6 protein-coding genes and 1 tRNA gene are annotated in these 16,302 nt (G+C 72.6%); 6 read left to right on the forward strand and 1 reads right to left on the reverse strand.

Features of this window, described 5'->3' with window-relative positions; all coding sequences use genetic code 11:
• Window positions 1–341: 341 nt before the first annotated feature.
• Window positions 342–428 (forward strand) — tRNA-Leu (locus tag ACIQ6Y_RS13745).
• 133 nt (window positions 429–561) lie between these two features.
• On the opposite strand, the gene ACIQ6Y_RS13750 is transcribed toward ACIQ6Y_RS13745, so the two are convergent.
• Entirely contained in the window at window positions 562–1,257 is a 696-nt protein-coding gene (locus tag ACIQ6Y_RS13750) for a TetR/AcrR family transcriptional regulator (protein WP_404037065.1), read from the reverse strand.
• A 139-nt stretch (window positions 1,258–1,396) separates the two neighbouring features.
• On the opposite strand from ACIQ6Y_RS13750, the gene ACIQ6Y_RS13755 reads away from it, so the two are divergent.
• The 5 genes from ACIQ6Y_RS13755 (at window position 1,397) to ACIQ6Y_RS13775 (ending at window position 16,188) form a co-directional block, all read left to right on the forward strand.
• Window positions 1,397–3,040 (forward strand): MFS transporter, encoded by a 1,644-nt coding sequence (locus tag ACIQ6Y_RS13755; RefSeq protein WP_404037068.1) that lies wholly within the window; start codon window positions 1,397–1,399, stop codon window positions 3,038–3,040.
• A 67-nt stretch (window positions 3,041–3,107) separates the two neighbouring features.
• Complete coding sequence (locus ACIQ6Y_RS13760; protein ID WP_404037071.1) at window positions 3,108–3,440, forward strand: transposase; 333 nt, start codon at window positions 3,108–3,110, stop codon at window positions 3,438–3,440.
• A 362-nt stretch (window positions 3,441–3,802) separates the two neighbouring features.
• Window positions 3,803–6,559 carry an AAA family ATPase gene (locus ACIQ6Y_RS13765; RefSeq protein WP_404037074.1) on the forward strand — a complete coding sequence of 919 codons (2,757 nt, stop codon included), beginning with the start codon at window positions 3,803–3,805 and terminating at the stop codon, window positions 6,557–6,559.
• Window positions 6,560–6,802: 243 nt separating this feature from the next.
• Window positions 6,803–7,666 carry a formyltetrahydrofolate deformylase gene (purU, locus tag ACIQ6Y_RS13770; RefSeq protein ID WP_404037077.1) on the forward strand — a complete coding sequence of 288 codons (864 nt, stop codon included), beginning with the start codon at window positions 6,803–6,805 and terminating at the stop codon, window positions 7,664–7,666.
• A 65-nt stretch (window positions 7,667–7,731) separates the two neighbouring features.
• On the forward strand, window positions 7,732–16,188 hold the full coding sequence (locus ACIQ6Y_RS13775) for an SDR family NAD(P)-dependent oxidoreductase (protein ID WP_404037080.1): 8,457 nt from the start codon (window positions 7,732–7,734) through the stop codon (window positions 16,186–16,188).
• Window positions 16,189–16,302 lie beyond the last annotated feature (114 nt).

A 16,302-nucleotide genomic window follows, 5' to 3' on the forward strand; every position in this document is an offset into this window, starting at 1 on the left:
CTGCCTCCAGGTCGCCGCGCGGCTGCCGACTGGTTGCCGACGCCTGCGACAGTTCCCCCCGCGGAGCTCCTTCGAACTCCGCTCGGGCCCCCTGCTGCCATGGATCGTAGAGGCGGCCCCGGACCAGTGTCCCGCACGCGGCTGTGCTCGCGGCCCGGCTCCTGGGAGGACGGGGAGGACCGGTACAGGGTTGATACGTGCCACCGGGAGCGGCGCCCCCGGGCTCGCGTCGGTCACCCCCCGGCGGGAAGGGATGTGAATCCACCCCGGCCACCGTGCTAATGTTCTGCGTGTCGGAAGGCGCCGGGCCGAAAGGAACGGAGCCCGAGGACACACCCAATGCGCGGGTGGCGGAATAGGCAGACGCGCTGGATTCAGGTTCCAGTGCCCGCAAGGGCGTGGGGGTTCAACTCCCCCCTCGCGCACCAGTCGGAAGGGCCGGCATCGTGAAAACGATGCCGGCCCTTCTGCTTTGTGTTTTCTCTCACGGCAGTCGGTTTCCCCTTACGGCGGTGGCGGCGCGGGTCTCCCCGCACCGCCCCAGCCGCTGTGAGGAAGGTCTCAGGGCCGCAGCAGCAGGGAGACCAGGCTGTCGACGTGCTCCTCGACGGGCGGCCAGGGGAAGTACGTCAGGCTGTGCAGGGTGACGGCGCCGTGCAGGGCCGTCCACAGGTGGATGGCGACGCGCTCCCCGTCGGCCTCTCCCACGGCCGCTGACACCGCGTCGCACAGCAGCGCGAAGGCGCCCTCGCCGATGGCCTGCCGTTCCCGGCGGCTCTCGTCGTCGCCCTCGGCGGAGTTCGCCGTCTCGGACAGCGGCGTGAACATGACCCGGTAGTTGCCCGGATGGGTCAGGCCGTAGGAGACGTAGGCCCGGCTCATGGCCCGCACCCGGGAGGGCGCGTCGTCCCCTGCGGTGCCGGCCGCCTCGGACAGGGCTTCGGTGAACTGCTGGAAGCGGCGCTGCTTGACCGCGGTGATCAGTTCCGCGATGTCGTCGAAGTGCAGGTAGATCGAGGTGGCCGCGACGCCGACCTCGCGGGCCACGGAGCGCAGCGACAGGGTGTTCACGTCGCCGGTCTCGGCGAGCATGCGGCTCGCCGCCTCGACGATCTCGGTGCGCAGCTGGCCTCCCTGCCCGCGCCGTGCGGGCCTGCGGCGCCGGGGGGTCTGCCCGGTCTCCTCAGGCGCCTGCTGCTCACCGGTGGTCTCGCGTTCCTGCGTGGTCGTGGCGGTGGTGCGCTGCCCGGATGCCATGGCTCCCGGCCTCCTCTTGTCGTCCTGTGATGTCCCGGATCCAGTTTAGTGAACAGTCTTAGCTTGACAGGTGTAGCGCTATGGGCGTACACCTTTGTCGTATAGGCTACACCTGTTGCGTAAACGAGAGGAGCCCGTCGTGGCACCCACTGCCACCGTCGGCAGGTCTCATCGGGGCTGGACACTCGCCCTGGTCTGCACCGCCGTCTTCGTCCTGCTCATGAACGTCACGATCGTCGCCGTGGCGCTGACGAGCATTCAGGACGCCATGGACGCGAGCCTGTCCGACCTCACCTGGGTGGTGAACGCGTACACCCTCCCGCTGGCCGGGCTGGTGCTCACCGCGGCGACCCTGGGCGACCGGATCGGGCGCAAGAAGGTCTTCCAGGTCGGCATGGCGGTCTTCACGCTGGGCTCGATCGGCTGCGCCCTGGCGCAGAACACCCTGAGCCTGGACGTGGCCCGCGCGGTCCAGGGCATCGGCGGCACGCTGCTGTTCGCCATGACGCTGCCGCTGATCGGCGCCGCGTTCCCCGAGCCGCGCGCCCGGGCCGGCGCGATCGGTGCCTACGGCGCCTCCATCGCCGCGGCCACCGCGGTCGGCCCGCTGCTCGGCGGTGTCCTCGTCGACGGACCCGGCTGGCGCTGGATCTTCCTGGTCACCGTGCCGGTGACCGCCGTCGCCTTCGTGCTCGGCTTCCGCTATCTGACCGAGTCGCGCGCCGAGAACGCGCGCGCCATGGACTGGCCGGGCACCGTGCTGCTCGTCGGCGGACTGGTCCTTCTCCTGTTCGGCCTCATCCAGGGCAACAGCGACGGCTGGGGCTCCACCCGCATCCTGACCTGCTTCAGCGTGGGTGCCGCGCTGCTCATCGGCTTCGTGGTCCGGCAGGCCACCGCCGCCAGCCCCATGCTGGAGCTGCGCCTGTTCCGCAACCGCCAGTTCGTCGGCATCATCCTCGCCTCCTTCGGCGTGGAGGCCGCGCTCGTCTCCAGCCTCAACTACCTGGCCGTCTATGTGCAGAACGGGCTCGGCTACGACGCCGTCGACGCGGGCCTGCGCTTCCTGCCGCTCACCCTCGCCGCCTTCGTCGCCGCGCCGCTGGCCGCCAAGGTCGCGCACAAGCTGCCGGACCGCTGGCTGATCGCCATCGCCATGGTGCTGGTGGCCGCCGGTGCCTGGCTGATGACCGGCGTGGACGGCAGCACGACCTGGACGCACCTCGTGCCCGGCTTCGTCATCGGCGGTATCGGCCTCGGTGTGATCAGCTCCTCCGCCTCGGCCGCCTCGCTCAACGCGGTCAAGCCCAGTGACGCCGGTATGGCGACGGGCGCGGTCAACACCTTCCGCCGCCTGGGCACGGCCGTGGGTGTCGCGGTGCTGGGCGCGGTGTTCGAGCACCAGGTCGTCAACGACGCCAAGGACCGGCTCGCGGCCAGCCCCGAGATGAAGGAGCACGCCGCCGAGATCACCGAGGCGCTGCGCGCCGGAGCCGGCGCGAAGATCGCCGAGGCGGCACCGCCGCAGGGCCGCGGGGCCCTCAGGGAGCTGGCCGAGGCCGCCACTGCGGCGGGCGTCGACCAGATGCTGATGGCCGGCACGGTGCTGGCCGCGGGCCTGGCCGCGCTGGTCCTGGTCCTGATGGCGGGCCGCTCCAAGGCCCCCGGCCGACCGGGCCCGACGGGCCCCGGAGCCGCGGCCGCACCCGCCCACGCGGCCGTCGGCGCCGCGGCCACGATGTCCTCCGCGCGGGGGGACGAGGCGACTGTCTCGCATCGTTGACGCCGGCACTGGGGCCGGGACCGGGGAACGTCCGAGGCCCCCAGGCCATCCGGAGAAGGGGGGTGCGATGGGAAGGCCGCTGAAGTACGGAGCCCGGTTCGTCGCCGACGCCGTCGCGATGGTCCAGGAGTCGGGTCAGCCGATCGCCACCGTGGCTCGCCGGCTCGGCATCAACCCCGAGACCCTGCGGACCTGGGTCCGCAAGGCGGAGGGCGCCGACGGGAGCGAGGAGCCGTGCCCGGCCGGCCCGTGGGCCGAGGAGCTCGCGGCGGACGAGCGGCTGGAGCTGCTGCGGCTGCGGACCGAGCTGGCTCTGTTGAAAGAAGAAAGGAATGCCATCCTGCACGCGGCGGCCCACTACTTCGCGATGAGGGTGGCCTCCTGCGGAGGGGAGGAATAAGAACAGGGGAATTCTTTGGCAAACAGCCGAAAGCCGTCGCCGTAAGGGTGACGGCTGGCGGCATTGGCGAAGCCGTCTTTGAGATTCACTTGAGGATTGGCATAGCTCCAGCTCAGGCCGGGTTTTCTGGTCAAACGATCTTCATTGATTGGTAAATTTTTGGGCTCACCAATGAATGAACTTGCGAAGATACTGGTCGTGGCCAAAGATGTTTGGTGGCTGGGCGTGCTCGGGGGAGTTCGCTTGTTGAGCGAAAAACATTCCCGGGCGATATGAGAAATCTCTCCATTGGTTTTTCGGTGCCCCGCCGTGACACACGTTGGCGGTACCCCGGACGGCGTCGACCCGTCGCACCGGGGTGCATGGGGGAAAGGCCAGTGGTGGTACTTGTCGAACGTGATGCTGTGGCAGCAGGACTGCGGGAGGTTTTCACCGGGGCGGTGAGCGGCAGAGGTGGCGTCGCCGTCGTCCAGTCGGGACCGGGGCTGGGCAAGACGGAGGTGCTGCACGCCTTCGCGCGCTGGGCGGAGGAGGAGCACGGCGCGGCCGTCCTCGCGGCGGTGTGCTCGCCCGACGAGCGCGACGTCCCGCTGTCCGCGATCGCCCAACTCCTCGCCGGCGCGCCTGAGTCGATGAGCGAACTGCACGACGTCGCCGACGACGTGGCAGAGGGCCGGCTCGACGCCGCCGGTGCGCGGCTGATGCACAACGCGCTGCTCGGCGGCGACCGGCCCGTGGTCATGGTCGTGGACGACGTCCATCTGGCGGACGAGGTCTCCTTGCGGCGGCTCGGACGCTTCATCCACCGCGCGCGGTCCGCGCCGGTGGCGATCGTGGTCAGTGTCTGCGACGGGTTCGAAGGGCCGTTCAGCCAGTTCCTCACCGAACTGCTGCGCCAGCCCTCCTTCCGGCGGTTCACCCTGACCACCCTCTCGGCGGACGGGGTCGCCGAGCTGCTCGCCGAGCGCTTCGCGGGCGTCGGCCGGGAGCAGGCCCTCGCCTGGCGCGCCATGACCGGCGGCAACCCGCTGCTGATCAGGGCGCTGCTGGAGGACGTACAGGAGCAGGAGGAGGGGCAGCCGACACCGGCCCCGAGCCTGCCCGCGCCGCGGACCTTCCCGCAGGCACTGACCAGCCTGCTGCGGCGCATGCCCGCGCTGGCCCGGGAGGTCGCCGTGACCAGCGCCCTCCTGGACTGCTTCGGGGGCGCCGAGCACCTCGTGGAGGTGCTGGGGCTCGACGAACGCAGCGTGTGGCAGGCCGTCAGCTCGCTGGAGGCGGCCGGCATCGCCTGTGGCGGAACGATTCGGCATCCGATGCTGTCCCAGCTGCTGCTCGACTCGCTGGACCGGCCGCAGCGGGCCGCACTGCACCGCAGGGCCGCCGATGTGCTCGCCTCGCTGAACGCGCCCGCGCAGGTCACCGCCGCCCATCTGCTGGAGGCCGAGGAGCCGGCCGACGTCTGGGCGATCCCGGTGCTGTGCGAGGCGGCGGACACACCGCGCTCCGAGGGCCGGTTCCTCGACGCCGCCCGGCTGCTCGAACTCGCCATGGACTCCACGCCCTTCGAGGAGGAGCGGGCCGAGATCCTCATGGAGCTCATCGGCTGCGAGTGGAACCTCGACCCGGCCATGGCCTGCCGCCGGCTGCCCGACGCCGTCGCCGCCTACCACGACGGCCATCTGCTGGGCGAGGGACTGGACTTCCTCGTCCGCCACATGCTGTGGCAGGGCGACGAGCACGAGGTCGTCGCCATCTGCGCCGCACTGCCCGAGGAGCGGCGGCGCGAGCTGCTGGAACGGCTCGGCCCCTGGCTGGCCGTCACCTGGCCCGGCATCCTGGAACGCATCCCCGGCCACGCCGAGCCCGCCACCCAGGACCGGCTGCCCCACGCCCTCGGGCTGGAGGCGCGGGGAGCGGGACTGCTGCGCGACATGCTCGCGGGCGGGCCGGCGCACGAGGCCATCGCCTTCGCGGAGACCTGCCTGCTCGGCGCGGCCGAGGGCCGGGCGTTCGCGCCCGCCGTCATCACCGCCCTCGACGTCCTGATCTACGCCGACCGGCTCGACCGCGCGGCCCTGCACTGCGCGTCCCTGCGCGCCGACGCCCAGGCGCACGGACAGCGCACGCGCGGCGCCCTGCTCACGGCGATGAGCGCGGAGATCGCGCTGCGCCAGGGCGCGCTGGAGAGTGCCGCGGACCTGGCCGCCGAGGCCCTGAAGGAACTCCCGGCCAAGGCGTGGGGACCGGCGGTCGGGCTGCCGCTGTCCGTGCTGATCACCGCGCAGACCCTGACGGGACGGCTCAGCCAGGCCGCCGAGGCGCTCAGCCACCCCGTCCCGGCCGGCATCATGCGCACCCGGTGGGCGGTGCACTATCTCTACGCGCGTGGCCGCTACCACCGTGCCATGGGCGCCCAGCGGGCCGCCACGGACGACTTCCGCACCTGCGGCGAGCTGATGCGGTCCTGGAAGATGGACCTGCCCGCCGTGGTCCCCTGGCGCACCGAGGTCGCCGAACTGCTGTGGGAGACCGAGGAGTCCGACCAGGCACGCGGACTCGCCGAGGAACAACTGCGCGCCTGCCCCACACAGAGCCGGCGGGCCAGGGGCATCTCGCTGCGGGCCCTCGCCGCGACGAGCGCCCCGCGCTCGCGCCTGCGGCTGCTCAACGAGGCCGTCGAGGACCTGGAGAAGGGCGGCGACCAGCTCGAACTCGCCCGTGCGCTGGACCTGTTGAGCAAGGCGTACTTCGACCTCGGCATGACCCGGCCCGCGCGGGCCAGCGCCCAGCGCGCGAGCGGGGTGGCCCGCCGCATCAGCTACCAGCTCGGCTCGGCCCGGACCGGCGAGCACGGCGCGGTGACCCACTTCCCCGCCCAGCGCGAACCCGTCCACGAGAGCCTCGACGCGGCCGCCGACGAACTCACCGAGGCGGAACAGCGTGTTGCGGTCCTGGCCGCGAAGGGCTATACCAACAGGCAGATATCCCAGAAATTGTTCGTCACCGTCAGCACGGTGGAACAGCACCTCACCCGCATTTACCGGAAGCTCCAGGTGAACCGCCGGAGCGACCTCGGCGACTTCCTTCCCCTGATTTCCCCCGCGGAAGCCGTGTAACCCCCAAAGGAAAACATTCGGGAAGTGTGCTCGAATTCCTTTTCCTAGGGGCCGTTAGGGGGTTAATAGGGGTTAATTGTGGCCCCCTGTGCCACATATCTTCGAACCTGTGGAACGGCCCCGAGCCGGCCCGGAACGAGCGTAGGAGGCCCCCGTCCACGCAGCGTTCCGGGCCGGCTCGTCGGCCGACGAGGCCCCAGCGGGCCTGTGCTGACAGACCCGCTGCGACACAGGGGAAAAGAATTGACGACGACCCCCGAGCACCAGTATGCGCTGACCTTGTCCTGCCCCGATTCCCCCGGAATCGTGCACGCCGTGACCGGCTATCTGCTCGGCATCGGCGGTGACATCCTCGACAGCCAGCAGTACGGCGACCGGCAGAGCGGAATCTTCTTCCTGCGTGTCCATTTCGCGCTCGGCCGGCCGATGACCCCACAGGAACTCGGCACGGAATTCTCCGACACCGCCGCGCGATTCTCCATGACCTGGCAGTTCCACGACATGGCCGCACCCACCCGGGTCCTGGTGATGGTCAGCAAGTACGGCCACTGCCTCAACGACCTCCTCTTCCGGGCCGCCACCGGCGCACTGCCCGTCCAGATCGCCGGCGTGGTGTCCAACTGCCCCGACTTCGAGGAACTGGCCGGCGCCCACGGCATCCCCTTCCACCACATCCCGGTCACCCCCGAGACCAAGCCGGAGGCCGAACGCCGGCTGCTGGACCTGGTGGCCGAGGAACGCATCGAACTCGTCGTCCTCGCCCGCTACATGCAGATCCTGTCGGCCGACGTCTGCAAGCGGCTCGACGGCCGGATCATCAACATCCACCACTCCTTCCTGCCCAGCTTCAAGGGCGCCCGGCCCTACCACCAGGCGCACACCCGGGGCGTGAAGCTGATCGGCGCCACCGCCCACTACGTCACCGCCGACCTGGACGAGGGCCCGATCATCGAGCAGGACGTGGTCCGGGTCCGGCACGACGCCGACCCGCGCCACCTCGTCGCACTCGGCCGCGACATCGAGAACACCACGCTGGCCCGGGCCGTCGCCTGGCACGCCGAACACCGGGTGCTCCTCAACGGCACCCGCACCGTGGTCTTCTCCTGACCCTCCCCCCCTTGCACATCTCCCAGACCAACCCTCCCGCACGAAGAAGAAGGCGAAGGAGTCCCATGGTGAACCGTCCGACCGACCTCGGTTTTCCGCAGGAGGACCAGGGTGAGACCGCCGTCGCGGTCGTCGGCATGTCGTGCCGGTTCCCCGGAGCGCAGTCCCCGGACGCCTTCTGGCAGCTGCTGACCACGGGCACCAGCGCCGTCCGGGAAGTCCCCGAGGACCGCTGGAACGCGGCCGAGCACTACTCGGAGAACCCCGACGAGCCCGGCCGGACGATCTCCCGCTGGGGCGGCTTCCTGGACGGCATCGACCGCTTCGACGCCCGCTTCTTCGGCATCTCCCCCCGCGAAGCCACCGCCATGGACCCCCAGCAGCGCCTCATGCTGGAACTCGCCTGGGAGGCCCTGGAGGACGCCGCGTTCCTTCCGCACGAGCTGCGGGGAACCAGGACCGGCGTCTTCGTCGGCGCCATCGCCGACGACTACGCGGCCCTCATGAACCGGCTCGGCACCGGCCGCATCGGCGTGCACACCGTGACCGGCCTGCACCGCAGCGGCATCGCCAACCGCATCTCCCACCACCTGCGGCTGTCCGGCCCCAGCCTCGTCGTCGACTCCGGCCAGTCCTCCTCCCTCGTCGCCGTGCAGCGCGCCTGCGACAGCCTCCGCGACGGCGAGACCTCCCTGGCCGTCGCCGGCGGAGTCAGCCTCATGGTCGGCCCCGAGAGCACCGTCGCCACCTCCAAGTTCGGCGCCCTCTCGCCCGACGGCCGCTGCCACACCTTCGACGCCCGCGCCAACGGCTACGTACGCGGCGAGGGCGGCGGCGTCGTCGTCCTCAAGCGCCTCGCCGACGCGCGCGCCGACGGCGACCGCGTCTACTGCGTGATCCGCGGCGGCGCGGTCAACAACGGCAGCGGCGACGGCTTCACCGTGCCCAGCGCGGACGCCCAGCGCGAGGTCATCGCCCTCGCCTGCGAACGGGCCGGCGTGGCCCCCGCCGACATCGGCTACGTCGAACTCCACGGCACCGGCACCCGCCTCGGCGACCCCGTCGAGGCCGCGGCCCTCGGCGCCGTCATCGGGCAGCACCGCCGACCGGGAGACCCCCTCGTCGTCGGCTCCGCCAAGACCAACGTGGGCCACCTGGAGGGCGCGGCCGGCATCGTCGGCCTCATCAAGGCCGCCCTGTCCCTGCGCCACGGCCACATACCGGCCAGCCTCAACTACGAGACGCCCAACCCGGCCATCCCGCTGGACACCCTCAACCTGCGCGTCCAGACCACGCTGACGCCGTGGCCCGAGACAGCCGGGCGCCGTCTCGCGGGCGTGTCGTCCTTCGGGATGGGCGGCACCAACGCCCATCTGGTGCTGGAGGCGGCCGAGCCCGAGACCGTGGAGGCGCCTGAGCCCGTCGCAGGTCTTGTGCCCTGGGTGATCTCTGCCCGCAGTGCCCAGGCTCTGGCGGGCCAGGCCGAGAAGCTGGCCGCGTTCGCGGCCGGGACCGATACCGGGATCGGCGAGATCGGCGCGGCCCTGCTGGGGCAGCGGACGCTGTTCGACCATCGGGCTGTTGTCCTCGGCGAGACCCGGGAGGAGCTCGTCGCCGGGCTGTCGTCTGTGGTCGGCGACCGGGTCACGCCGGGTGGCGTCGGTGTGCTGTTCACGGGTCAGGGGGCTCAGCGGCTGGGGATGGGCCGGGAGTTGTACGAGGCCTTCCCTGTGTTCGCCGAGGCCTTTGACGCGGTGGCTGCTGAGCTGGAGCTTCCGCTGCGGGACGTTGTCTGGGGTGAGGACCCGGAGCAGCTGAACCAGACCGGGTTCACGCAGCCTGCGCTGTTCGCTGTCGAGGTGGCGTTGTTCCGGCTGGCCGAGCACTTCGGCGTGAAGCCGTCGGTGGTCGGTGGGCACTCGGTGGGTGAGATCGCTGCCGCGCATGTGGCCGGGGTCTTCTCCCTCCAGGATGCTGCCCGGCTGATCGCTGCCCGGGGCCGGCTGATGCAGGCCCTGCCTTCTGACGGCGCCATGGTCGCGCTTCAGGCGACCGAGGAGGAAGTACGTCCGCTGCTGACGGACGGCGTCGGCATTGCCGCGGTCAACGGCCCGCGCTCGGTGGTGATCTCCGGCGCGGAGGCCGAGGTGCTGGCCGTGCAGGCCCACTTCGCCGACCGTAAGACGACCCGGCTCAAGGTCAGCCACGCCTTCCACTCCCCGCTCATGGAGCCGATGCTGGACGACTTCCGCAAGGTCGCGGCGTCCATCTCGTACGAGTCGGCGAAGATCCCGGTGGTCTCCAACGTCACCGGCCGGCTCGCCGAGCCGGGCCTGCTCCAGGACCCGGAGTACTGGGTCCGCCACGTCCGCGAAGCGGTCCGTTTCGCCGACGGCGTCGACGCCATGCGGGCCGAAGGCGTGACCACGCTGCTGGAGCTCGGCCCCGACGGCATCCTCACCGCCCTTGCCCGCGAGACCCTCACCGGCGACGACACCGTCACCGCGATCGCCACGCAACGCCGGGACCGGCCCGAGGCCCGGACGTTCCTCAAGGGGCTGGGCAGCGCCTACGCACGGGGTGTTCACGTCGACTGGTCGCTGCTTCTCCCGGCCGAGGTACGCCACGTCGAGCTGCCCACCTACGCCTTCCAGCGCGAGCGCTACTGGCCGACGGGCGTGCCGGTGGCGGCCCCGGCCGCGGTGGAGGTGGCCGAGGAGGCCGTGGCCGAGGAAGGGAGTGCCTGGGTCAGGGAGCTGGCCGGGGCGCCGGAGGCGCGGCGGGCCGACCTGGCGCTGCGGCTCGTCCGCGAGCTGACGGCGCTGGTGCTGGAGTACCCGTCCGTCGCGGACGTCGACACCTCGCTGTCGTTCAAGGACCTCGGCTTCGACTCGCTCACGGCCGTGGAGTTCCGCGACCGGCTGGCCGCGCGGACGGAGCTGGCCCTGGAGGCGACGCTGCTGTTCGACCACCCGAGGCCGGCCGTGCTGGCGGCGCACCTCGTGCGGGAGGCGCTCGGCGAGCCGGGCAGGGACCTGGCCGTACGGTCCACGGGTGCCGCCTCCGACGATCCGGTCGCGATCGTGGCGATGGGGTGCCGGTTCCCGGGCGGGGTGTCGTCCCCGGAGGAGCTGTGGCGGTTGGTGGCCGAGGGTGTCGACGCGATCGGCGAGGCCACGGACGAGCGGGGGCGTCAGCTGCAGCGGCTGTTCGACCCGGAGCCGGGCGTGCCCGGAAGGACGTACACGCGTGAAGGCGGTTTCCTCGACGGGATCGACCTGTTCGACGCGGAGTTCTTCGGGATCTCGCCGCGGGAGGCGGCGGCGATCGACCCGCAGCAGCGCATTCTGCTGGAGACGGCGTGGGAGGTGTTCGAGCGGGCCGGGATGGCTCCGGCGTCGCTCGCGGGCAGTGCCACGGGTGTGTACGTCGGTGCGACCGCGCAGGACTACGGTCCCCGGCTGCACGAGCCCGCGGACGGGTTCGAGGGGTATCTGCTGACGGGCGGCACCCCCAGTGTCGCCTCGGGCCGGATCGCCTACACCTTCGGCCTGGAGGGGCCGGCGATCACCGTGGACACGGCGTGCTCGTCGTCGCTGGTGGCGATCCACATGGCGGCGCAGGCGCTGCGGAGCGGTGAGTGCGATCTCGCGCTGGCCGGCGGTGTGACGGTCATGTCGACGCCGGGCATGTTCGTCGAGTTCAGCCGGCAGCGGGGTCTCGCCCCCGACGGGCGCTCCAAGGCGTTCTCGGCCGACGCCGACGGGACCAGCTGGGCCGAGGGCGCCGGTCTGGTGCTCCTGGAGCGGCTGTCGGACGCGCGGCGCAACGGGCACCGGGTGCTGGCGGTGCTGCGGGGCAGCGCCGTCAACCAGGACGGCGCGAGCAACGGTCTGACCGCACCGAACGGTCCTTCGCAGCAGCGGGTGATCCGGCAGGCGCTGGCTTCGGCGGGGCTCACGGCCGCCGATGTGGACGCGGTGGAGGCGCATGGGACGGGTACCTCGCTGGGGGACCCGATCGAGGCGCAGGCCATCCTCGCCACGTACGGGCAGGACCGCGAAGGGCCGCTGTGGCTAGGGTCGTTGAAGTCCAACATCGGGCACACCATGGCCGCCGCCGGTGTCGGCGGTGTGATCAAGATGGTGATGGCGATGCGGAATCGTGTGCTGCCGCAGACCCTGCATGTGACCGAGCCGTCCCCGCATGTGGACTGGTCGGCCGGTGCCGTGGAGCTGCTGACCGAGCAGCGGGAGTGGGCAGCGCCGGAGGGGCGTCCGCGCCGGGCCGGTGTGTCGTCGTTCGGCATCAGCGGCACCAACGCGCACGCCATCATCGAACAGGTCGAGGAGGAGGCGGAGTTCGCGGCCGCGCCGGACGGGACGGCCGTTCCGTGGCTGCTGTCCGCCGCCACCGAGACGGCCCTGCGCGAGCAGGCCGGCCGGCTGCGCGACCACCTCGCCGGGGCCGGGGAATCCGCGGTGCGGGACGTGGCCGCCGAACTCGCCCACGGCCGGGCGCTGCTCGGCCACCGGGCGGTCGTCGTCGGGGCCGGCCGCGAGGAGCTGCTCGAAGGGCTCGGTGCCCTCGCCGAGGGCGGTTCGACGGCACGGGCCGTGGCCGGCTCGGTGACCGGCGACCCGGCGCCCGTGTTCGTCTTCCCCGGGCAGGGCTCGCAGTGGCTCGGCATGGCGAAGGACCTGCGTGCCTCCTCGGCGGTGTTCCGGGAGCGGCTGGCCGCCTGCGCCGAGGCGCTCGCCCCGTACACCGACTGGTCCCTCATCGACGTACTCGACGAGACCGACGACCCCGACGCGCTGCTGCGGGTCGACGTGGTGCAGCCGGCCCTGTGGGCGGTCATGGTGTCGCTTGCCGAGACCTGGCGGTCCTTCGGAGTGGAGCCGCGCGCGGTCGTCGGGCACTCGCAGGGCGAGATCGCCGCCGCGTGTGTCGCCGGGGCGCTGTCGCTGGAGGACGGCGCCAAGGTGGTGGCCCTGCGCAGCCAGGCGATCACCGCGCTGGCCGGCGCGGGCGGCATGATGTCCGTCGCGCTTCCGGCGGACGCGGTGCGGGAACGTATCGCCGGCCAGGAGGACCGGATCGGCGTCGCGGCCGTCAACGGACCGTCCGCGACCGTGGTGGCCGGTACCCCAGAGGCGCTGGACGCGCTCATGGCCGCGTGCGAGCGGGACGGCGTGCGCGCCCGGCGGATCCCCGTCGACTACGCCTCCCACTCCCCGCAGGTCGAGACCATCCGGGAACGCCTCGCCGAGGTACTGGCGGGCATCCGGCCGCGGGCGGCGTCCGTGGACTTCTGGTCGACGGTGACCGGGGAGAGGACCGAGGGCACGGAACTCGGCGCCGACTACTGGTACCGCAACCTGCGGCAGACGGTCGAGTTCGAGAAGACGGTCCGGAATCTGCTGGCGCAGGGCGACCAGGCGTTCGTCGAGTGCAGCCCGCACCCGGTGCTCGTCATCGGCATCGAGGAGACCGTCGAGGCCGCGCAGGCCGCGCGTTCCTTCTCCGTGCCGTCGCTGCGGCGCGGCGAGGGCGGCCTGGACCGCTTCCTCGCCTCCGTCGCCCTGGCTCATGTGCGCGGGGTGCCCGTCGACTGGACGCCCGTCCTGCCGCCCGCCCCGACGGGGCGCGTGGACCTGCCCACCTACCCCTTCCAGCGGCAGCGCCACTGGATCGAGGCCGCGACCGCCACGGGCGACGTCCGGGCGGCGGGCCTGGACAGCGCGCGGCATCCGCTGCTCGGGGCAGCCGTACGCATCGCCGGTGACGGCGGCGCGGTCCTGACCGGGCGGCTGTCCCTGGACAGCCACCCCTGGCTGGCCGACCACGCCGTGGAGGGCACCGCGCTGCTGCCCGGCACCGCCTTCGTGGAACTGGCGCTGCGCGCCGGTGCCGAGGCCGGCGCCGAGCGGCTCGACGAACTGACCCTTCAGGCACCGCTGCTGCTGTCCGACGATGCCGAGGTGCTGGTCCAGGTCGTCGTGGGGGCGCCGGATGAGCAGGGCGGCCGGTCCGTGCGGGTCTACTCCCTGACGGACGACGGCGGACCGCTCTCGGACACCGACAGCGAGGCGTGGACGTGCCACGCGGTCGGCACCCTCACCGCCGGTGAACCTGCCGCCCCCGGCACCGACTTCACGGTCTGGCCGCCGGCCGGCGCGGCTCCGGCCTCCGTGGAGGAGCTGCGGGCCCGGCTCGCCGCGACCGGATACGACTACGGCCCCGCCTTCCAGGGCCTGCGCTCCGTCTGGCGGGACGGCGAGCGCACCTACGCCGAACTGGCGCTGCCCGACGGGCTGCACGCCGACGCCCGGACCTTCGGCATCCACCCCGCCCTGCTCGACGCGGCGCTGCACCCGGTGGTGCTGCCCGCCGACGGCGGTGACACCCGGGTCCGGCTGCCGTTCTCCTGGACGGGCGTGTCCCTGTACGCCACCGGTGCCGTCGCGGCACGGGTGTGCGTGACCCCGGCCGCCGACGGCCGGGCGCTGACCATCGAGGTCGCGGACACCGAAGGGGCGCCCGTCGCCCGGGTCGACGCGCTGTCGCTGCGCCCCCTGGAGGGCGAACTCGTCCCGGCCGGGGCCCGCAGGGGCCCGACCCCGCTGCGGGTGACATGGCTGCCGCGCCAGGCGCCGGCGGCTGCCGGGGCGGAGGGCCGCTGGGCCGTCGTGGGCACGGCGCCCGACGGCCTGGGCGACAGGTTCGAGGATCTGCGGGCGCTCGCCGCCGACGGCACGGCGGCGTACGACGTCGTCGTCGTGGACGCCGTCGGCGGTGACGGGGACCTGCCCGGTGAGGCGCGGGCCGTCACCGGGCGGACGCTCGGCCTGCTCCAGGAGTGGCTCGCCGACGAGCGGTGGGCGGACTCCCGGCTGGTCGTGCTGACCCGGGGAGCCGTCGCCGTACAGCCCGGCCGGACCGTGGACCTCGCCGCCGCGCCGGTGTGGGGCCTGGTGCGCACGGCCCAGTCCGAGCAGCCCGGCCGCGTGACCCTGGTGGACGTCGACGGGACGGACGTACGCGAGGCGGTGTCCGCTGTGCTGGCCCTGGACGAGCCGCAGGCGGCCGTCCGGGACGGCGCCCTGCTGGTGCCCCGGCTCACCGACGACCTGCCGGCCGCCGCGAACGAGCCCGTGGCGCCGTTCGACGCCGAAGGGACCGTGCTGATCACCGGCGGGACCGGCGTCCTGGGCGGTCTCGTCGCCCGGCGCCTGGTGGAGCGGCACGGGGTACGGCATCTGCTGCTGACCTCGCGCAGCGGCCCGAAGGCGGAGGGCGCGGACGCGCTCGCCGCGGACCTCACGGCGCTGGGCGCGCAGGTCACGGTGGCCGCGTGCGACGTGGCGGACCGGGCGGACCTGGCCCGGCTGCTCGGCGAGGTCCCGCAGGACCACCCCCTGACGGCGGTCGTGCACACCGCGGGCGTCCTGGACGACGGGGTGCTCGGCTCGCTGTCGCAGGAGCGTCTGGAGAAGGTGCTGCGCCCGAAGGCGGACGCCGCCTGGCATCTGCACGAGCTCACCGCGGACCTGGACCTCACGGCCTTCGTGCTGTTCTCCTCGATCGCCGGGGTCGTGGGCAGCCCCGGCCAGGCCAACTACGCCGCCGCCAACGCCTTCCTGGACGCCCTCGCCCACCAGCGGCACGCGCAGGGACTCCCCGCCACCTCGCTGGCCTGGGGCTTCTGGGCGCAGGCCAGCGGCATGACCGGCCACCTCGACGACACCGACCTGGCCCGCATCGAGCGCAGCGGTCTCGGCGCCCTCGACACCGAGTACGGCCTGGCCCTCTTCGACCGGGCGCTGGCCGCGGCCGAGGAGCCGGCCCTCGTCCCCGTCCGCCCGCACGGGCCGGCGCTGCGGGAGCTGGCCGTCGGTGGCAACCTGCCGCCGCTGCTCAGCGGACTCGTGCGGACGCCCGTACGCCGGGCCGCGGCCGTGTCCTCCGCGGAGTCCGGCTCCGGGCGCGGCGGTTCGGCACTCACCGACCGGCTCGACGGCGTGAGCGCCGAGGAACGCGTCAAGGTCCTCGGCGACCTGATCCGGGCCGACGTCGCCTCCATCCTCGGGCTCGGCCACCCGGCGGGCGTCGACACCGAGCGCGGCCTGCGCGACATGGGCTTCGACTCGCTCACCGCCGTCGAACTGCGCAACCGGCTCAACACCGCGACCGGGCTGCGGCTGCCGACGACCCTCGTCTTCGACTACCCGACGGTCGGCGCGCTCACCGACCACGTGCTGTCCGAGCTCGGCTACGGCGGCGCCTCGGCCACGTCCCTCGGGCTGCTCCAGGACCTCGACAAGGTCGCGGTCGCCCTCTCCGAGCTGGTGATGGAGGCCGAGGAACACGCGGCCGTCGGCGTCCGGCTCCAGGGTCTGCTGCGCGACTGGCAGCAGCTGAGCCTGGCGGGCACCGCCGACGCGGCGCCGGTGGCGGACCTGTCGGAGGCCACGGACGACGAACTGTTCGCCGCACTCGACGAGGAACTCGGCCTCTGACACCCGCTGGTCCGGGCCGGCCGCTCACCCACCCATCCCATCCCATCCCGTTTCACCGTCCACACGTGCACACAAGGGGGTCGACGCCGTCATGGCGACGAACGAGGACAAGCT

It is taken from the genome of Streptomyces sp. NPDC096205, from assembly GCF_044763135.1.
GTDB lineage: Bacteria > Actinomycetota > Actinomycetes > Streptomycetales > Streptomycetaceae > Streptomyces.

Coding starts and splice junctions, on each gene's coding strand:
- ACIQ6Y_RS13775 (WP_404037080.1), top strand. CDS start 7,732: ATGGTGAACCGTCCGACCGACCTCGGTTTTCCGCAGGAGGACCAGGGT.
- ACIQ6Y_RS13750 (WP_404037065.1), bottom strand. CDS start 1,257: ATGGCATCCGGGCAGCGCACCACCGCCACGACCACGCAGGAACGCGAG.
- ACIQ6Y_RS13760 (WP_404037071.1), top strand. CDS start 3,108: ATGGGAAGGCCGCTGAAGTACGGAGCCCGGTTCGTCGCCGACGCCGTC.
- ACIQ6Y_RS13765 (WP_404037074.1), top strand. CDS start 3,803: ATGGGGGAAAGGCCAGTGGTGGTACTTGTCGAACGTGATGCTGTGGCA.